At 66.3% G+C, this 15,227-nt stretch carries 19 protein-coding genes; 7 read left to right on the top strand and 12 right to left on the bottom strand.

Annotated features, from left to right (window positions below):
- Position 1: 1 nt before the first annotated feature.
- A complete protein-coding gene (locus OG874_RS29865) occupies positions 2-457 on the bottom strand; it encodes a hypothetical protein (RefSeq protein ID WP_330250427.1) in 456 nt (151 codons plus the stop codon).
- 264 nt (positions 458-721) lie between these two features.
- Between OG874_RS29865 and OG874_RS29860 the strand changes: the two genes are divergently transcribed.
- A complete protein-coding gene (locus OG874_RS29860) occupies positions 722-1,315 on the top strand; it encodes a LysM peptidoglycan-binding domain-containing protein (RefSeq protein ID WP_330250426.1) in 594 nt (197 codons plus the stop codon).
- A 60-nt stretch (positions 1,316-1,375) separates the two neighbouring features.
- Here the strand turns inward: OG874_RS29860 and rpsR are convergent, their stop codons facing one another.
- The 4 genes from rpsR to rpmB are packed head-to-tail and all read right to left on the bottom strand — an operon-like array spanning position 1,376 to position 2,386.
- Positions 1,376-1,630, bottom strand: coding sequence for a 30S ribosomal protein S18 (gene rpsR / locus OG874_RS29855; protein ID WP_040695439.1), 255 nt, complete (start codon positions 1,628-1,630; stop codon positions 1,376-1,378).
- A 33-nt stretch (positions 1,631-1,663) separates the two neighbouring features.
- Positions 1,664-1,969 (bottom strand): 30S ribosomal protein S14, encoded by a 306-nt coding sequence (gene rpsN, locus OG874_RS29850; protein ID WP_330250425.1) that lies wholly within the window; start codon positions 1,967-1,969, stop codon positions 1,664-1,666.
- On the bottom strand, positions 1,969-2,139 hold the full coding sequence (gene rpmG, locus OG874_RS29845) for a 50S ribosomal protein L33 (RefSeq protein ID WP_330250424.1): 171 nt from the start codon (positions 2,137-2,139) through the stop codon (positions 1,969-1,971). Before rpmG ends, rpsN begins: the two co-directional genes overlap by 1 nt.
- A 10-nt stretch (positions 2,140-2,149) precedes the next feature.
- On the bottom strand, positions 2,150-2,386 hold the full coding sequence (rpmB, locus tag OG874_RS29840; protein WP_330250423.1) for a 50S ribosomal protein L28: 237 nt from the start codon (positions 2,384-2,386) through the stop codon (positions 2,150-2,152).
- Positions 2,387-2,505: 119 nt separating this feature from the next.
- On the opposite strand from rpmB, the gene mrf reads away from it, so the two are divergent.
- Genes mrf through rpmF form a run of 3 tightly spaced genes read left to right on the top strand, consistent with a single transcriptional unit; the run spans position 2,506 to position 4,293 of the window.
- Positions 2,506-3,825 (top strand): ribosome hibernation factor-recruiting GTPase MRF, encoded by a 1,320-nt coding sequence (mrf, locus tag OG874_RS29835; RefSeq protein ID WP_330250422.1) that lies wholly within the window; start codon positions 2,506-2,508, stop codon positions 3,823-3,825.
- A complete protein-coding gene (locus OG874_RS29830) occupies positions 3,822-4,118 on the top strand; it encodes a type B 50S ribosomal protein L31 (protein ID WP_330250421.1) in 297 nt (98 codons plus the stop codon). Before mrf ends, OG874_RS29830 begins: the two co-directional genes overlap by 4 nt.
- Position 4,119: 1 nt before the next feature.
- A complete protein-coding gene (rpmF, locus tag OG874_RS29825) occupies positions 4,120-4,293 on the top strand; it encodes a 50S ribosomal protein L32 (RefSeq protein WP_330250420.1) in 174 nt (57 codons plus the stop codon).
- 71 nt (positions 4,294-4,364) lie between these two features.
- On the opposite strand, the gene OG874_RS29820 is transcribed toward rpmF, so the two are convergent.
- Both OG874_RS29820 and OG874_RS29815 read right to left on the bottom strand, forming a co-directional pair.
- Positions 4,365-4,589, bottom strand: coding sequence for a hypothetical protein (locus tag OG874_RS29820; protein ID WP_330250419.1), 225 nt, complete (start codon positions 4,587-4,589; stop codon positions 4,365-4,367).
- A 687-nt stretch (positions 4,590-5,276) separates the two neighbouring features.
- Entirely contained in the window at positions 5,277-6,308 is a 1,032-nt protein-coding gene (locus tag OG874_RS29815; protein ID WP_330250418.1) for a glycoside hydrolase domain-containing protein, read from the bottom strand.
- 204 nt (positions 6,309-6,512) lie between these two features.
- Between OG874_RS29815 and OG874_RS29810 the strand changes: the two genes are divergently transcribed.
- Complete coding sequence (locus tag OG874_RS29810; protein WP_330250417.1) at positions 6,513-7,325, top strand: VOC family protein; 813 nt, start codon at positions 6,513-6,515, stop codon at positions 7,323-7,325.
- A 20-nt stretch (positions 7,326-7,345) separates the two neighbouring features.
- On the opposite strand, the gene OG874_RS29805 is transcribed toward OG874_RS29810, so the two are convergent.
- The 5 genes from OG874_RS29805 to OG874_RS29785 all read right to left on the bottom strand — a co-directional run bounded on the left by OG874_RS29805 (position 7,346) and on the right by OG874_RS29785 (position 12,420).
- Positions 7,346-8,155, bottom strand: a complete 810-nt coding sequence (locus OG874_RS29805; protein ID WP_330250416.1) for a hypothetical protein — start codon at positions 8,153-8,155, stop codon at positions 7,346-7,348.
- On the bottom strand, positions 8,148-8,705 hold the full coding sequence (locus OG874_RS29800) for a GTP-binding protein (RefSeq protein WP_040695543.1): 558 nt from the start codon (positions 8,703-8,705) through the stop codon (positions 8,148-8,150). Before OG874_RS29800 ends, OG874_RS29805 begins: the two co-directional genes overlap by 8 nt.
- A gap of 97 nt (positions 8,706-8,802) precedes the next feature.
- The gene (locus OG874_RS29795) at positions 8,803-9,177 is read right to left on the bottom strand and encodes a DUF742 domain-containing protein (RefSeq protein WP_330250415.1); all 375 of its coding nucleotides are present in this window, start codon (positions 9,175-9,177) and stop codon (positions 8,803-8,805) included.
- 7 nt (positions 9,178-9,184) lie between these two features.
- A complete protein-coding gene (locus OG874_RS29790) occupies positions 9,185-9,592 on the bottom strand; it encodes a roadblock/LC7 domain-containing protein (protein ID WP_330250414.1) in 408 nt (135 codons plus the stop codon).
- Positions 9,589-12,420 carry a sensor histidine kinase gene (locus OG874_RS29785; protein ID WP_330250413.1) on the bottom strand — a complete coding sequence of 944 codons (2,832 nt, stop codon included), beginning with the start codon at positions 12,418-12,420 and terminating at the stop codon, positions 9,589-9,591. The genes OG874_RS29790 and OG874_RS29785 overlap by 4 nt, the downstream gene beginning before the upstream one ends.
- Positions 12,421-12,807: 387 nt before the next feature.
- Between OG874_RS29785 and OG874_RS29780 the strand changes: the two genes are divergently transcribed.
- Both OG874_RS29780 and OG874_RS29775 read left to right on the top strand, forming a co-directional pair.
- Positions 12,808-13,494, top strand: a complete 687-nt coding sequence (locus OG874_RS29780) for a response regulator transcription factor (RefSeq protein WP_330250412.1) — start codon at positions 12,808-12,810, stop codon at positions 13,492-13,494.
- 4 nt (positions 13,495-13,498) lie between these two features.
- Complete coding sequence (locus tag OG874_RS29775) at positions 13,499-14,977, top strand: HAMP domain-containing sensor histidine kinase (RefSeq protein WP_330250411.1); 1,479 nt, start codon at positions 13,499-13,501, stop codon at positions 14,975-14,977.
- The last annotated feature ends 250 nt before the right edge of the window (positions 14,978-15,227 follow it).

Genomic DNA, 15,227 nt, shown 5'->3' with positions numbered 1-15,227 from the left:
GTCAGGCGGCGCTGAGCACCTGCCGGTTCCCGAGTGGCTTCTTCAGCGCTACCTCCAGCGTGCCGAACACCGCGATCATGGTGCACATCCGCCCGACCGCATCGGCCCTGCTCCCGGAGCGCAGTTCGACGGTGACCGTCGAATCGGTCTCGGTCACGCTGGCATCCACCCCGTAGCACTCGGGCGATCCGGTTTCGAAGTTGATCGCGATCCGATCGTCGGCCACCCGTGACCAGGAGGTGAACGGAATCGGATGCCCGCCGACGATGGTCGGATCGGCGGTGAACATCCGGCCCGCGTCGGCGGGGGTGCCCTCGGTCGGTGTGGTCCGCGCCGCGCTGGTCGTCGTCTTGTCTTGTGCGGCACCATCATCGGAGCCACCGCATCCGGTGACGGCGAGACCGACGAACAACGCGACGGCGATTGCGGCGGGGCGAACTCCCGACATCCGATACATGCCGACCACCCTAATCGACGCGCCGCGGCGTCGAGACGAACCGCGCGTCGACATCGTCAGCAAACCAGGAGAACTGTCAAGTCGGTTTGTGCGGCAATATGATACAGCGCTGCAGTCCACACAGTGAACTTTTGGCTAAGCCTGCGCGTAATCCCTGCGCGCGGCGGGATCGGGCAGTAGATTCGGCTCCGATGCGCGCCAATAGGGGTTCGCGGCGCGTGTCGAGTCAGATGCTTTGCACAGTAAATCTTCGAAAGGAAGAACGTGGGCGACACGCTGCGCGTTGGTGAAGAACTCGGGCTCGGCCAGTCTCTGGTCGGCGGTGCGTACACCCTGACCCTGCAGGCCGATGGGAACCTGGTGCTGTCGGAGCCGGATGGAAATGTCGTGTGGTCCACCCTGACTCACGATCAGGGCGTCGAACGAGCCACCTTGCAGGCGGATGGCAACTTCGTGCTCTACAAGGGGGAGGGCGCCGCTTGGTCGACCGAGACCAACGGCAGGGAAGCGGACCGGCTGACTGTGCAGGCCGACCGCAATGTGGTGCTGTACGGCAAGGACGGCAGCGCGCTGTGGTCCTCGGGCACCCAGACCGACAACCCGCTGTCCGCGCTGGAGCCGGAGCCGGTTGCCGAGCCGGTCGCCGAGCCGGTCGCCGAGCAAGTCGCCGCGCCCGCCGAAGAGGTGCCGCCCCCGCCGCCCGCGGCGCAGACCTACACCGTCGAGCCGGGTGACACCCTGTGGGCGATCGCCGAGCGCTTCTACGGCGACGGCAACCGCTACCACGAGATCGCGAACGCCAGCGGCATCGACAACCCGGATGCGATCAACCCGGGCCAGGTTCTCACCATCCCGTAAGCACTACCGAACGACCGAGGCCCCCGAAGCAACGCTCCGGGGGCCTTGTTCGTAGGTCGTTTACCGGCTGGTGAACGGCAACAGTGCCATCTCGCGGGCGTTCTTCACCGCGACGGCGACCTGTCGCTGCTGCTGCGGGGTGAGCCCGGTGACCCGGCGGCTGCGGATCTTGCCGCGGTCGGAGATGAATGTGCGCAGCAGGTTGACGTCTTTGTAGTCGACCGTCTCGACGCCCGCCGCGATCAGCGGGTTCTTCTTCGGGCGGCGGGCCTGCTCGGCGCGAACCTTCTTCGAGGGTGCTCGCTTGACTGCCATATGACGGGTTTCCTTCTCGAGATCAGTGGTTGGCTACCAGCTCGATTTGTGCACACCGGGGAGCTCACCGCGATGGGCCATCTCGCGTACACGCACGCGGGAGAGTCCGAACTTCCGGAGATGACCGCGCGGTCGTCCGTCCGCGGCGTCCCGATTGCGCAATCGTACCGGACTTGCATCGCGCGGCAGCTTCTGTAGTGCGGATTGCGCCACGGCGCGGTCGGCTTCGGCGGTGGCCGGATTCCGGATCAGTTCCTTGAGCTCAGCGCGCCGGGTCGCATAGCGGGCGACGATCTCTTTGCGCTGCTCATTGCGGGCGATCTTCGACTTCTTGGCCATCAGCGCTCCTCGCGGAAGTCGACGTGCCTGCGGACCACCGGATCGTATTTGCGCAGCACCATTCGGTCCGGATCGCTGCGCCGGTTCTTCCGCGTGACGTACGTATATCCCGTTCCCGCAGTGGATTTCAGCTTGATGATCGGCCGGATCTCGGTCGATTTCGAGGCCATGGTGCTCCCGTCAGATCTTGTCGCCGCGGGCTCGGATCCGAGCGACGACCGCCTCGATCCCGTCCCGGTCGATGGTCTTGATGCCCTTGGCGGAGACGGTCAGCGTGATGCGCCGATCCTCGCTGGGCAGGTAGTAGGTCTTGCGCTGGATATTGGGATTCCAGCGGCGGTTCGTCCGCTTGTGCGAATGCGATACGGACTTGCCGAATCCCGGCTTGCGCCCGGTGACCTGGCAGTGGGCCGACATGTGGGCTCCCTCCATTCGGGTTGGCTAGATGCAGTTGACAATCATTTTCGACAACGGCCGTTCGACAATGTACCGTTGCTCGACAGTAAATGAAAATCATTGTCGAAAGGAGCGCAGCGGTGGATCCCGCCCTACTCCCATCCGGGCGGCCGTCCGACCGGAGAACGCCCGTCGTGGTGGTCGCCGGATTCTCCGGACAAGCCGCGGCGGATGTCGCTCGACTGGCCGCGGGGCTGCGCGCGGCGCCGGGCACCGTCACCATCCGCCACGACCTGAGCGGGCTCGGCGAGGGCATCGTGCACCGCACGGTGCGTATCGGCGAGCAGGAGACCTCGACGGTGCTCGAGCTCGCACACGGCTGCGTATCCTGCACCCTGCGCATCGATCTGCTGCCGCTGCTGTGCGCGCTGGCCGCTCGCGACTCGGTGAATCGCATTGTGCTGGAACTGGATCCGGCCTTCGAGGCGGAGGCGGTGTGTCAGGCGATCGAGCATGTCGTGATCACCGGCGTGGTCGGCCGCGTCGACGGTCCGGCCGGTCGCGAGGTGCGGATCGAGGCGGTGCTCACCTGTCTGGACGCGCAGACCTGGTTGGCCGACGCGACCAGCGAGGACACGCTCGCCGAGCACGGACTGGCCACCGTCGACGACGATCGGACGGTGGCCCAGGTCGCGGTCGGTCAGATCGACTTCGCGGATGCCGTTGTCGCACTGGATAATACGGGCGATGCCAGCGATCGGGCTCGGCTCGCAGCGGTGCTGTCCCGGCTGGTGCCCGAGGCGCCGGTGGCTTGGGTGCGGGATATAGCCGCACTCGATGTCGAGGCGTTGCTCGCGCGTATTCCGGCCCACTCCCGGCGCGGCCGCGTCTTCGACGCACACGCGCCGCTGCTGCGCGGTCAACCGCCGCTCGGTACCGAACATGGTGTGGCACTTGTCGAATTCGCCGCGAGCCGCCCCTTCCATCCGGCCCGTCTGCACGAAGCACTCGATGTGCTCTTCGACGGTGTCGTGACCGCACGTGGGCGGATGTGGCTGGCCACCCAGCCGAACGAGGTGGTGTGGCTGGAGTCCGCGGGCGGCGGTCTGCGCGTCGGCGGCGCGGGGCCGTGGCTGGCCGCGATGAGTCCGAGCGAACTGGAACAGGCCGATCCCGCCCGCCGGGCCATGGCCGCGCTGCGCTGGGACGAGCAGTTCGGCGACCGGGACATCTCACTGGTGATCCTGGCCCACGACGCCGATCCGGCCGATATCCGCCAGGCGCTGCACTGGGCGCTCGTGGAAGACGACGAGCTGAGGCTGGTCGAACGCGCACCCGAGCGCGTCGCGCAATGGGAGGACCCGTTCGGCGAATGGCACGCCGACCCCTGCGAGACCAGTGAACCCACCGGCCTACCGGTCGACGGACAAACGAAAAGCCCGAGAGGAGAAGCGAAATGAAAGTTCGCCGAAAAAGAACTACCGTCCATCCGGACTACCACCCGGTGGTGTTCGAGGACTCCGGCACCGGGAAGCGATTCCTGACCAAATCCACCGCCACCAGCGCCCGCACCATCGAGTGGGCGGACGGCAACACCTACCCACTGCTGGTCGTGGACGTGACCTCCGATTCGCACCCGTTCTGGACCGGCGCGCACCGCGTGCTGGACGCCCAGGGCCGGGTGGAGAAGTTCGAGCGCAAGTACGGCAAGCGGGCGCGGGCCACGTCCCAGCCCGGACGAGGGGAGGGCTGACATGGCGGTACCCAAGCGCAGGATGTCGCGGTCGAACACCCGCAGCCGCCGCTCGCAGTGGAAGGCGACTCCACCCGACCTGGTGCCGGTCAGCGTCGGCGGAGTCGTGCACAGGGTGCCGCGCCGTCTGGTTCAGGCGGTGCGGCGCGGTCTGATCGATCCCGAGCGGATCTGATACCGCGCTCGAACGAACGGTGGCCCGGCAGGATGTCCTGCCGGGCCATTGTCGTTGCCGAACGGTCTTGCTCAGCCTTCTTTGGCGGCGAGCTGCACCAAGGTGGCGGCCAGCTGGAAGAACTTGTTGTTGCCCAGGTCGGCGATGGTCTTGATCTTCAGGGCGTCGAGCAGCTGCTTATCGTGCGCTTCGGTGAGTCCGGCGAGCGCCGACGGCGGGGCGGACAGGATTTCCGCGAGCGGCTTGTTTTCGTAGGCTTTGTCGAGAGCCTTATCGAGCACCACATTGACGGCCATGCGAACTCCTTCGGACGAACGAGTATGTGCCAACCCGACGATAACTCGCGCACTGCTGCCATGGGACGTGAACGCGCCAGGCCGGTGGTCGATCGTCCGAATCGGCTGGGCGAAGGCGATGTGGCAATCTCGAATCGGCACCCGCTCACGGCCGGGCAATCTGTTGGCTAATGGAGTGACTCGCATCACATGGCAATTTTCCCGGTGCCTCGATTGCGATGAGGTAGCTCCTGGGTCAATTACGTACTGTGAGTTGGTTTTTCGTGGCCGTAAAAGTCCTGGCGCAGTGATGATTTCGTGCCCTCCCGCCGGTACCCTCATGCGAGAGGGCGGGTTCTCAGAATCCCGGTTCGCCCGGATCTCTGAGAACCCGCTCATCGCCAAAAGGCGAAACTTCCGGCCGCTCAGCCGATTTCCCCGGTTTTCTCAGTTTTCCAGAGGTTGTCCTCGGAGATTTTCCTGAGGGATTGTCGTGCCGACGTGTGTCTGGCGGCTGCATCTGAATGCGGGTTGGCCAGCCTGCCGCAACCAGCAGACCGGCTACCCTCCATTCAGGCGCGAAGGCCGACAAGTGGTGCGGCGACACAGGTTCCAGCCGTCCCGGCGCCTGAGCAGTCGACCGCGATCAAGATCAGATGGACCTGATGGCGAAGGCTCTCGCGGTTTGCCGCCATGGTGTCCACGTGATCATTTGCCCAGTTCGGCGGCCTGGGGGGAGGGGGTGGATGCGGGCTCTCGGGCGGCGGGTAAGCCCGGCAAGTCAGGCAACATCGCCTCCAGACGGGCCAGTTGTTCGCCGACGAATTCGGCGGGGCCTTCGATGAGGGATAACGGCCAGGGCCAGTGCGGGCCGTCCAGGCGCTTGACCTCCTCGACGAGATCGGCGGTAGTCGCTTCGAGTTCGCTGATCTCCGTGCGTAATTCGCTGATTTGCGCACGCAGGTCGGCGTGCTCGGTCTCCAACTCCTGGATCCGCTGCAGTGCGGCCGCCACGCCGTCCACCAGGGTGCGGTTGTGGCCCTCCGGGTCGGCACCGAGCTGCGGCCAGCCCGACAGGCCCGGACCACGCAGCTGGATCTGGATATCGCGCAGCACTGCCTCTTGTTCCGGGGTCACGTCCGGTTCCTCCTGTACGAAGTCCCACTGGCCGAAATCTGTTGTCTCGGCTTCGTTCACATCGCAGAGCACGCCGTTGACGACCACTTGCCGCAATGTCTGATGAATGTTGCGCCTGGTCTCGACAAAGGTTGCGGACCAGGCGTCGGTTTGCCACGACCATGCCGCGACGCCCGCGTCCAAGGCTCGGCTGATCGACCAGAAACCGCCGTAGATACCGACATTCGCGGCACCGAGTACGGTGGCCGCGCCGTCGAGATAGGCGTTGATCGCGAGCTGATCCTGCGGGGTCGAGTCGAAGTCCGCGGAGAAGTAGATCGGTCGATCCGGTCGGCCGCCGCAGCGCAGCACCTGGGCCAGACCCGCACGGGCATCGACGATTCCGGCGCCGTAGCCGTCCAGCATCCTGGTCGCGGTGGTCTCCCAATTCGACACGATCGAGATCCCGTTCGCCCGCAGATCGTCGGCCTCGGCCGGGGTCAACAGTTTGCCGGGCAGGGTGGGGCCGCCCTCGGACAGATAGCGCACCACGAAATCGAACCCCGCCGCGCGGATCGCCGCGCCTCCCGGACGCCCGGCAGCGTAGTCCAGACCGAAGCGCATGCCTCTCACTGTAAGTGCGTGGCGGGCGGAAATCGGCGGCATTGCCGAACCTGCCATAACTCGCGGCGGACGATGGTTGACTAGGCACTGGTTCGCGTGGTCGCGGGTGTGCGTCACGAACCGTGGCGTGTGGGCACGTACCTCTCGGCGATCGCTCGACCGATAAGTCGATATCGAGTAGCTCATTCGAAACGGAGGTGACCGATGCCCATACGTAACGAAGCATGGCCCGAGGGAACACCGGCCTGGATCGACTGTCAGGTCGACGATCCGGCCAAGGCCGCGCAGTTCTACGCGGAGTTGTTCGGCTGGGAGATCCAGGATGGCGGCCCGGAGTCGGGCGGCTACTTGATGGCGTCCAAGGCCGGTGCGTCGGCGGCCGGAATCGGCCCGAAACCCGACTCGATGGTGGATACGCCGTCGGTCTGGACCACCTACTTCGCGGTCGCGGACGCCGACGCCACTGCGGCCAAGGTGGTGGCGGCGGGCGGTCAGCTGGTCGCACCCCCCTTCGACGTGATGGAGTTCGGCCGGATGTTCGTCGCGGCCGATCCGGTCGGCGCCGTCTTCGCGGTCTGGCAGGCAACCGGGCACAACGGCGCGGCCGTGTACAACGAACACGGCGCCTACTGCTGGAACGAACTGCACACCCGCGATGCGGCGGCGGCCAAAGCGTTCTACGCCGAGGTGTTCGGCTTCACCTATACCGATTTCGATTTCGGCGATGGGGAGTACGTGGTCTTCACCCCACCGACCCGAACCGAATCCGTCGGCGGCATCGCTGACGAGTCGGCCAAGCCGGCCGACGGCATACCGTCCTACTGGCTGGTGTGGTTCCAGTTCGACGATGTCGACACCGGCGTAGCCAGGGTGGCCGAGCTGGGCGGCCGGGTGTTACAGGCGGTTGCGGATTCACCCGCCGGGCGCTCGGCCATCATCGCCGGACCGCAGGGCGAGGCGATCGGCATCATCGACCCGAGCAAGGCCGTCGGCGAGATGCCCGCGCCCAACGCTTGACCGGCGGATCCGAGCTCGAGTCAGCGCACCGACTCGAGCTCGGACCGGCGCGCGGCCTCGATGACCGCGGCGGTCTCGCGCCGGTCGGGCGCGATGAGCACCGCGGTGATCGGCACCGTCAGGGCCAGCGATCCGATCACGAACATCGGGAAGACGAATTCGAACAGCGCGAGCCCGTCGGGGGCCTTCACAGCCGCGTTCACGGTGGGGTCGATGGCCGCGATGCCCACGTAGTACATGCCGGCCACGCCGACGCCGAACAACAGCACCGTGGCCGCGCGCGCGAGCACGAAGTGCAGTGCTTGGAACGACCACAGCGTCCCCACGCCGGTCGCGAGTGCGATCACGACCGCGCCGGCCGAGAGCCACGGCGAGATCTCGACCGTCCCCTGAATCCTGATGGAGCCGAGTCCGAGATAGAGCGTCGTGGCGATCCCGAGGCCGAACACCACTCCGCCAGGGAGCAGCAGGCCCAGCCGCAGTCGGCGGCCGATGATCAGCAGGGCGACGAATGCCGCAGCGAAGGCGGTCACCATGGCCGCGATCATCCGGCCGCCGTCGAACCGCACCGTGCTGCCGGGGATATCCAGACCGAGCAGTACCACGGAGGTGGCCAGCCACACCCCGACGCCACCGAGTGCCACCGCCGCTGAGGTCACCCATACCAATCGGAACCGGGACGAGCGCGCGGCGTGTAGGACACAGGCCAGCCCGACGACGGCGCCGAGCACCGAAATACCGAAGGAGAGTGCGGCGACCCAGTACCCCATGGAGAACTGGTCCACCGCCGCGCCGCTGTTCGCCGCAGCGAACAACCGGACGTCATGCATGTCGGGCGGTTCCTTCCAATTCGAGCGCCTTCAGTTGGGCGATCGCGTATTCGGTGACGGCCGCCAGCGCTTGGCGGACCTCCATGGCATTGCGCGCGTCGATATCCACGATGGGTACGCCCTCGCGCACCGAAAGCGCTTCGCGCAGTTCGGCGATCGGGAAGCGCGGCGCATCCGGGAACCGGTTGACCGCGATCAGGAACGGCAGCTTGCGCGCCTCGAAGAAGTCGACCGCGGCGAAGCTGTCCTCGAGCCGGCGGGTGTCGATGAGCACCACCGCGCCGATGGCGCCGCGGATCAGGTCGTCCCACATGAACCAGAACCGGCGCTGGCCCGGGGTGCCGAACAGGTAGAGCACCAGGTTGCCCGGCAGGATGATACGGCCGAAATCCATGGCGACCGTGGTGGTTTCCTTGTCCGGGGTATCGGCCAGATCGTCGATACCGTCGGAGAACCGGGTCACCATGGCCTCGGTGCGCAGCGGCACGATCTCCGACACCGCGCCGACGAAGGTGGTCTTGCCCGCGCCGAAGCCACCGGCGACGACGATCTTGGTCGAGGCGACGCGGTTCTCCGCCTCGACGGGGGTCTGTTCTTGGGTGCCCGAGTTGCCGGGCTGTCCGGCCGACCCGTAGTTTCCAGCGGTCTTATAGGGCACGGAGTCCACGCAAAGTCCTCTCCATCAGGGAACGGCGCTCGTCGAAACTCGCCTCTTCGGTCAGGGTCGAATGCACGCGCAAAGCGCCGTCGACGACGAGGTCGCCAACCATGACCCGGACCATGCCGAGCGGTCGATCCAGGTGAGCGGCGATCTCGGCGACCGACAGCCGGTGCGTGCCCAGCCGCAGGATCTCGGTGCGCAGATCGCCAGCTGGCCAATCGAGATGCGCAGTGTACGACAATGTTTCGATGACCGCTTCGAGCGGTAGGTCGACCGCCGGTTCGGTGCGCCCGGAGGTCAGCGCGTACGGTCTGACGCGGGTTGTGGGCCGGTGTGGCCCTTGGCCGAGTGGACTCGACATCGTTGGATCAGACGGCTGTCCGGGCGGTGGCCGAGACCACCGTGCCCACACGGTCGACGAGCAAGGCCATTTCGTAGCCGATCCGGCCGATGTCATGCGACTTGTTGGCGAGCACGGCCAGGTGCGACCCGTTGCCGACGCTCATCACCAACAGGTAGCCGCGCTGCATCTCCACGATCGACTGCATCACCTTGCCCCCGTCGAACAATCCGGCCGCACCGGTGGCCAAGCTGGCCAGACCGGCGGTGACCGCCGAAAGCTGCTCGGCCCGGTCGGAGGGTAGATGCGGGCTGGTCGCCTGCAGCAGACCGTCCGCCGTCACCAGTACCGCATGCGACACCCCGGGTACATCCTTGGTGAAGCGGGCAACCAGCCAGTTCAGGTTCTCGTCCGTGGTGCCATTCGGGTTGGTCATACAAGCCCTCCGTCGTTGTACTGCGCTTCGGCCCGCCCGCTGCGGACCCCACTGAGATGCCTGGTCAGGTTGCTCCGGATCTCCTCCGGATCACGTACGCCGGGTTCTTCCACCGGTGCGAGGCCGCCGGGTACCAGCTGCGCTCCCGGCCTGCGGATCGGCAGTCCGCCGACGGTTCGGGCAGCGGTGGTCGGATGGCTGGCCTGTTCGGCGGCCGTCCAGCCCTCGTCGGCGGGCGAACTCCATGCGGTCGGCGAGGGCTGCGCGGTCGCGGGCTCGACCAACCACTCCGAGACCATCCGCTGATAGATCGGGGTGGGTGATTCGCCCTGCACCGGCTGTAGCCGGGTCGAAGTAGTGCCGGAGTCGGCCGAAACAGGCTGTAGTCGAGTCGAAGTCGTCGTCGCGGGATCCGCGGCGGCAGCGGGCCTTCTGGTCGGCAGCGACGGCCGGATGGCCTGCGGCGTGATGGGTTGCGGCCCGGTGAGGTGCGGGTTGGCCTGCGGCGCTGGGTTGTCCTGCGGTGCTTGCGGCTCGCGGGAGACGGTCGGTGTCGACCCGGTCGTCACGACTTCGTCGGGCTGTTCGGCCCACAGATCGGTGACGGCGCCGAGGGGCACCTGCGGTTCCACGTCGACGACCGAATTCGGCCCGGTAACCGGCTCCTCCGCCGGGGTCGGCGGTCCGAACGGCGTGACGCGGGGCCGGTCGGACTCGCCCCGGCCATTGGCCGAAAGCGGTGCGAACGGATCGATCGAGGTTTCGGTGTGATCGTCGCCGGGTACTGATACGTCAGGCGCGTCGGCGACGCGCATGGCCGGACGACGTTGCGGCAGACCGGAACTGGTGACCGCGAACCGCGCCGGTTCGCGTTGCGGCAGGCTCGGTACCGGAACCAGCGTGCGAGGCTGCTGTTGCTGCGGCGCGGCCATCATGGACGCCTCGATGGCCCGCTGGTTCGGGTCGGTCACATCCAGCGGCGGGGCGACCAGCGCCCCGGGCAAGTGCACGCTCGCGGTGATGCCGGGTTGCTGCGCCATGGTGGAGGTGCGGCGCAGGCTCACCGTGATGGTGTGCCGCTTGGCGAGTCGGCCGACGACGAAAAGACCCATGCGGCGCGCGGTTTCGACGGTGACCTCACCACCGGAGGCGAGCCGATCGTTGGTGAGCTGGAGATCCTCGAGCGACATGCCGAGGCCGCGGTCGGTGATCTCGATCAGGTAGCCGCCGTCCACCGCGCGCGCCACCATCACCGCGACCGGCGTGGTCGGCGGCGAATAGCGCAGCGCGTTATCGATGAGCTCGGCGAGCAGATGTTCGATATCGACCGCGGGCTCACCCGCGACGACGCCGTCGGGCACCGCGCCGATCTCGACGCGCTGGTAATCCTCCACCTGGGAGACCGCGCTCCAGAGCATGTCCGATAGCGGCACCGGGTGCAGCTGGCCGCGGCGCAGGGCGGTGCCGGCGAGCACCAGCAGGTTGTCGCCGTTACGGCGCATGCGGGTGGCGAGGTGGTCGAGGCGGAACAGGCTCTGCAGCCGCTCGGCATTGTCCTCGTCGTGCTCGAGATCCTCGATCAGCGACAGCTGCTGCTCCACGAGGGATTGGCTACGGCGGGACAGGGTTTCGAACATGTTCCCGATCTGCAGGCGCAGTCGGGCCTGGTCGGCGGCGAGATTGAGCGCCTGCTCGTGGATTTCGTCGACGGCGCGGGCCAGCTGGCCGACCTCGTCGGTGGTGTGCACGCCGACCGGGGCGATCTCCGGGGTGGCGCCACCGCTGCGCACGACCTCGAGTTCGTCGGGCAGTTTGACGTGCGCGACCTCCAGGGCGTCGCGACGCAGTCGGCGAACCGGGACGACCAAGGCGCGCGCGACGGCGAGGGCCAAGGCCAGACCGGCCAGCAGCATGCCGATGACGATCGTGGTCTCGCGCAGCGCACCGTTCTGCGCCTCGGTGGTCCGGTTCGCCAGCGCCTTGTCGATGGTGTCGGCTAGGGAGTTGGTGGTCGTCTCGTAAGTGTCCGAGCTGGTCTGTAGCGAATCCAGGACGGCCGGATTGGTCGTCGGATCGCCCGTGTTCTGGCTGAACGCCCCGAGCCGGACGCCGACGGCGTCGAGCAGCCGACGCATATTGGGGGCGTTGTCCGGGAGGATGATGCCGTAGGTGTTCACCATGGTCATCTCGGCGCCCGCTGAGATGAGCACCTTCGCACGCACGCTCGGATTGTGGCCCGCGTCGGGGGAGCCGATCATCATGCGCTGCTGGGTGAGCACGCGCCGGGCGTTCTGGATCGCACCGATCTGCAGGAAGTAACGCTGGATGACGAGGTCTTCGACCGAGGGTGAAAGCGCGAAGGCGTTGCCGATGCGGACGGCGATCTCGTCGGCCTGTTCGCCGACCATCACCGGCGATCCGTTGCGCAGGCTGTTGCGCATGGTGGTGCCGGTGGCGACGGCCGAGGCTAGTTCGGAGGTGACCCGTGTGCTCACCTTCGTGGTGTGCATCCCGGCCTCGAGGTCGGCGAGCGCTTGATCGAATTTCGTGAGGGCGGCGTCGGTCGTCGGGTCCGCGATATTGCCCCATGAGGCGGTGGCCGCGACCGCGAGTTGTTCAGTGGCGGTGCCGAACTTGACGATCGGCCGGATGATGATGACCTGCTCGGTGGCTGCGTCCAACTGCGACATGGTGTGCAGTTCGTTGTTGATGCGGAGGACGGCGAAGACGGTGGCCAGCAGCACGGGCAGCACCAGTACGATGCCAACCTTACGAGTGACCGACCAGTTGGACAGACTGAATTGCCAGGACCGCGGTGCAGCTTCCATCCGCTTCCGTTGCCTCCGCTTCACGAGTGGCCCCCGGATGGCGCGTGGCTGTTCGGTTTTGATTCAACCCGCTGAGAACCAACTAGAGGTCTTCTTTTTACCGCAGGGAACATACCGCGCAGAGTGAGCAACGGCAATCTGGGGCACTCACACTGTAATTCATTCGAATTTGGCTACTCAGAACGGGTTTCGGCTGGCAAATAGAGGTTGGAGGCGCACCGAGATCTGTGCGTGATCACAAAACTTGCTGGTCGCTCGACCAGCCCCTAGTCGCGTCCACCAGCGCGCCCGGCTCCTTCGAGCGACCCGCGAGCAGTCGCAAGCGGTACGGCGTGTCGGGCGTCTGCCTCTCAGTCGACTCTCAGTCGATGCGGTCAAACTGGGGGCATGCGCATTCTGGTAGTCGACGACGATCGCGCCGTCCGTGAATCACTGCGCCGGTCGCTGACCTTCAACGGCTACTCCGTCGATCTCGCGGTCGACGGCGTGGACGCACTGGAAAAAGCAACCGTGCAGCGACCCGATGCACTCGTACTCGATGTGATGATGCCGCGGATGGATGGGCTCGAAGTTTGCCGACGCTTGCGTAGTACCGGAGACGATCTGCCGATTCTGGTTTTGACGGCGCGAGATTCGGTTTCCGAACGGGTAGCCGGACTCGATGCCGGAGCCGATGACTATTTACCGAAGCCATTCGCGCTGGAGGAATTGCTGGCGCGGCTGCGGGCATTGCTGCGCCGCAGGGCCGCCGATTCCGGCGAGGTCTCCGAGACCATGACGTTCGCCGACCTGTCGCTGGATCCGGTGACCCGTGAGGTGACTCGCGCCGACCGCTCGATCAGCCTGACCCGCACCGAGTTCTCGCTGCTGGAAATGCTGATGGCCAACCCGCGCCGGGTGCTGACCCGCAGCCGCATCCTCGAGGAGGTCTGGGGCTATGACTTCCCGACCTCCGGCAACGCGCTCGAGGTCTACATCGGCTACCTGCGCCGCAAAACCGAGGCCGAGGGCGAGCTCCGGCTCATCCACACCGTGCGCGGCGTCGGATACGTACTCCGCGAAACACCCCCGTAGAACTATGGCGCGAACCAACCCCAAGCAACCTGTGGTCGCCCCGCTCGGCCAGCCAGGCCCGGCCGATGCGGCGGAGATGCGGCCACCGATGCCGCTGACCAGGTCCGTCTCGCTGCGTTGGCGGGTGACCCTGCTCGCTGCCTCGGTGGTCGCGGTCGCGGTCGCGGTGACATCCATCGCCGCCTATGCGATGGTTGCCCGCGCGCTGTACGCCGATATGGACTCGCAGCTCAAGGCGCGGGCGGACACGATGATCGACAACAACTTCGAGACTCTCGGCTTCCAGTCGATCGTGTTGGCAGGTTTGTACTCGAACGATGTCGGCGTCGCGCTGATCTATGCGAAACACCAGATGTACATGCCGCCGCAATCAACTGTTCCACCGGTTGGCGCAGAGGAACTCGCCGTTGCCGACGATGAGCAGCCCTCGTCGCTGCGTACGGTCGACAACCAGCGGGTTTTGGCGAAGCGCACCAACTCTGGTGCGACGCTGGTTATCTCGCAGCGACTGGGACCTACCCGAGAAGTGCTCGATAGCTTGGCATGGTTGCTGTTCGTCGTCGGTGGCTGCGGCGTCGTGCTGGCCGCCGCGGCGGGCACTGCGGTGGGTCGCACCGGGTTGCGCCCGATCGCACGCCTCACCGCGGCTACCGAGCGCATCGCGCGAACTGACGATCTGACGCCCATCGCGGTGACCGGCGACGACGAATTGGCAAGACTCACCGACAGCTTCAACGCCATGCTGCGCGCGCTCGGCGAGTCACGGGACAGGCAGCGCAGATTGGTCGCCGACGCCGGGCACGAGCTGCGCACACCGTTGACCTCGTTGCGTACCAATATGGAACTGCTGATCGCCTCCAGCCGTCCAGGCGCGCCACGAATTCCGGAGCAAGACATGGCCGAGCTGCGTTCCGATGTGATGGCGCAGATCGAGGAACTGTCCACACTGGTCGGCGACCTGGTCGATCTGGCCCGCGAGGATGCGCCCGAAACCATCTTCGAGCGTGTCGATCTCGGTGAGGTGGCCGAGCGCGCGCTGGAACGGGCCCGACGCCGCCGCGGTTCGATCGAGTTCGCCGCGGAACTGCAGGCGTGGTTCGTATATGGCCATGAAGCAGGCCTCGAGCGGGCAATCCTGAACGTCCTCGACAATGCCGCGAAGTGGAGCCCAGCGGGCGCGCAAGTGAAGGTCACCATGCGGGAAACCGGTCGGGGGTTGCTCGAACTGGCTGTCGACGACGCCGGGCCAGGTATCCCGGCTGCCGAGCGTGAGCTGGTATTCGACCGGTTCTATCGGACCACGGCATCACGCTCGATGCCGGGATCAGGGCTGGGCCTGGCAATCGTCAAACAGGTGGTAACCAAGCACGGCGGCACGATCAGCATCGAGACATCGGACCGCGGTGGTGCCTTGATCCGGATCGTGCTGCCGGGAACGGCAGCACCGTTGGACAGCTCGGTCGATTCCTCCGCCCGCGATTGATCCAGCTACCTTTTTGCCTGGCACAGAATGCTTTGCACAGCAAGGGCTTTCGTTCACTACCGAGTGATTGCCCGGCAACGATTCTGCTGGCTGTTCCAGTCACCGGCATCGTGACACCAGTGCGGTCGACAGTTGGATGCGTGTCGGCGACTCGATCCGTATTGTTGTATTGCCGTGTGCAGGTGCGTCCGTGCTGGGCGTGGCCGCCGAAGAGCCGGATCGGTAGATATCTCGGAAAACTGATAGCACG

The sequence above is a fragment of the Nocardia sp. NBC_00565 genome (genome assembly GCF_036345915.1).
GTDB lineage: Bacteria > Actinomycetota > Actinomycetes > Mycobacteriales > Mycobacteriaceae > Nocardia.
The sequence above is the reverse complement of the archived record's forward strand: the minus strand, read 5'-3'. Positions and strand labels throughout refer to the sequence as shown.

What these genes read in the sequence shown, in the direction of transcription:
- rpmB (WP_330250423.1), bottom strand. Translation starts at nt 2,386, where the DNA reads ATGTCGGCCCACTGCCAGGTCACCGGGCGCAAGCCGGGATTCGGCAAG.
- OG874_RS29810 (WP_330250417.1), top strand. Translation starts at nt 6,513, where the DNA reads ATGCCCATACGTAACGAAGCATGGCCCGAGGGAACACCGGCCTGGATC.
- OG874_RS29815 (WP_330250418.1), bottom strand. Translation starts at nt 6,308, where the DNA reads ATGCGCTTCGGTCTGGACTACGCTGCCGGGCGTCCGGGAGGCGCGGCG.
- rpmF (WP_330250420.1), top strand. Translation starts at nt 4,120, where the DNA reads ATGGCGGTACCCAAGCGCAGGATGTCGCGGTCGAACACCCGCAGCCGC.
- OG874_RS29775 (WP_330250411.1), top strand. Translation starts at nt 13,499, where the DNA reads ATGGCGCGAACCAACCCCAAGCAACCTGTGGTCGCCCCGCTCGGCCAG.
- rpmG (WP_330250424.1), bottom strand. Translation starts at nt 2,139, where the DNA reads ATGGCCTCGAAATCGACCGAGATCCGGCCGATCATCAAGCTGAAATCC.
- OG874_RS29820 (WP_330250419.1), bottom strand. Translation starts at nt 4,589, where the DNA reads ATGGCCGTCAATGTGGTGCTCGATAAGGCTCTCGACAAAGCCTACGAA.
- OG874_RS29790 (WP_330250414.1), bottom strand. Translation starts at nt 9,592, where the DNA reads ATGACCAACCCGAATGGCACCACGGACGAGAACCTGAACTGGCTGGTT.
- OG874_RS29795 (WP_330250415.1), bottom strand. Translation starts at nt 9,177, where the DNA reads ATGTCGAGTCCACTCGGCCAAGGGCCACACCGGCCCACAACCCGCGTC.
- rpsN (WP_330250425.1), bottom strand. Translation starts at nt 1,969, where the DNA reads ATGGCCAAGAAGTCGAAGATCGCCCGCAATGAGCAGCGCAAAGAGATC.
- OG874_RS29830 (WP_330250421.1), top strand. Translation starts at nt 3,822, where the DNA reads ATGAAAGTTCGCCGAAAAAGAACTACCGTCCATCCGGACTACCACCCG.
- rpsR (WP_040695439.1), bottom strand. Translation starts at nt 1,630, where the DNA reads ATGGCAGTCAAGCGAGCACCCTCGAAGAAGGTTCGCGCCGAGCAGGCC.
- OG874_RS29785 (WP_330250413.1), bottom strand. Translation starts at nt 12,420, where the DNA reads ATGGAAGCTGCACCGCGGTCCTGGCAATTCAGTCTGTCCAACTGGTCG.
- OG874_RS29805 (WP_330250416.1), bottom strand. Translation starts at nt 8,155, where the DNA reads ATGCATGACGTCCGGTTGTTCGCTGCGGCGAACAGCGGCGCGGCGGTG.
- OG874_RS29780 (WP_330250412.1), top strand. Translation starts at nt 12,808, where the DNA reads ATGCGCATTCTGGTAGTCGACGACGATCGCGCCGTCCGTGAATCACTG.
- OG874_RS29865 (WP_330250427.1), bottom strand. Translation starts at nt 457, where the DNA reads ATGTATCGGATGTCGGGAGTTCGCCCCGCCGCAATCGCCGTCGCGTTG.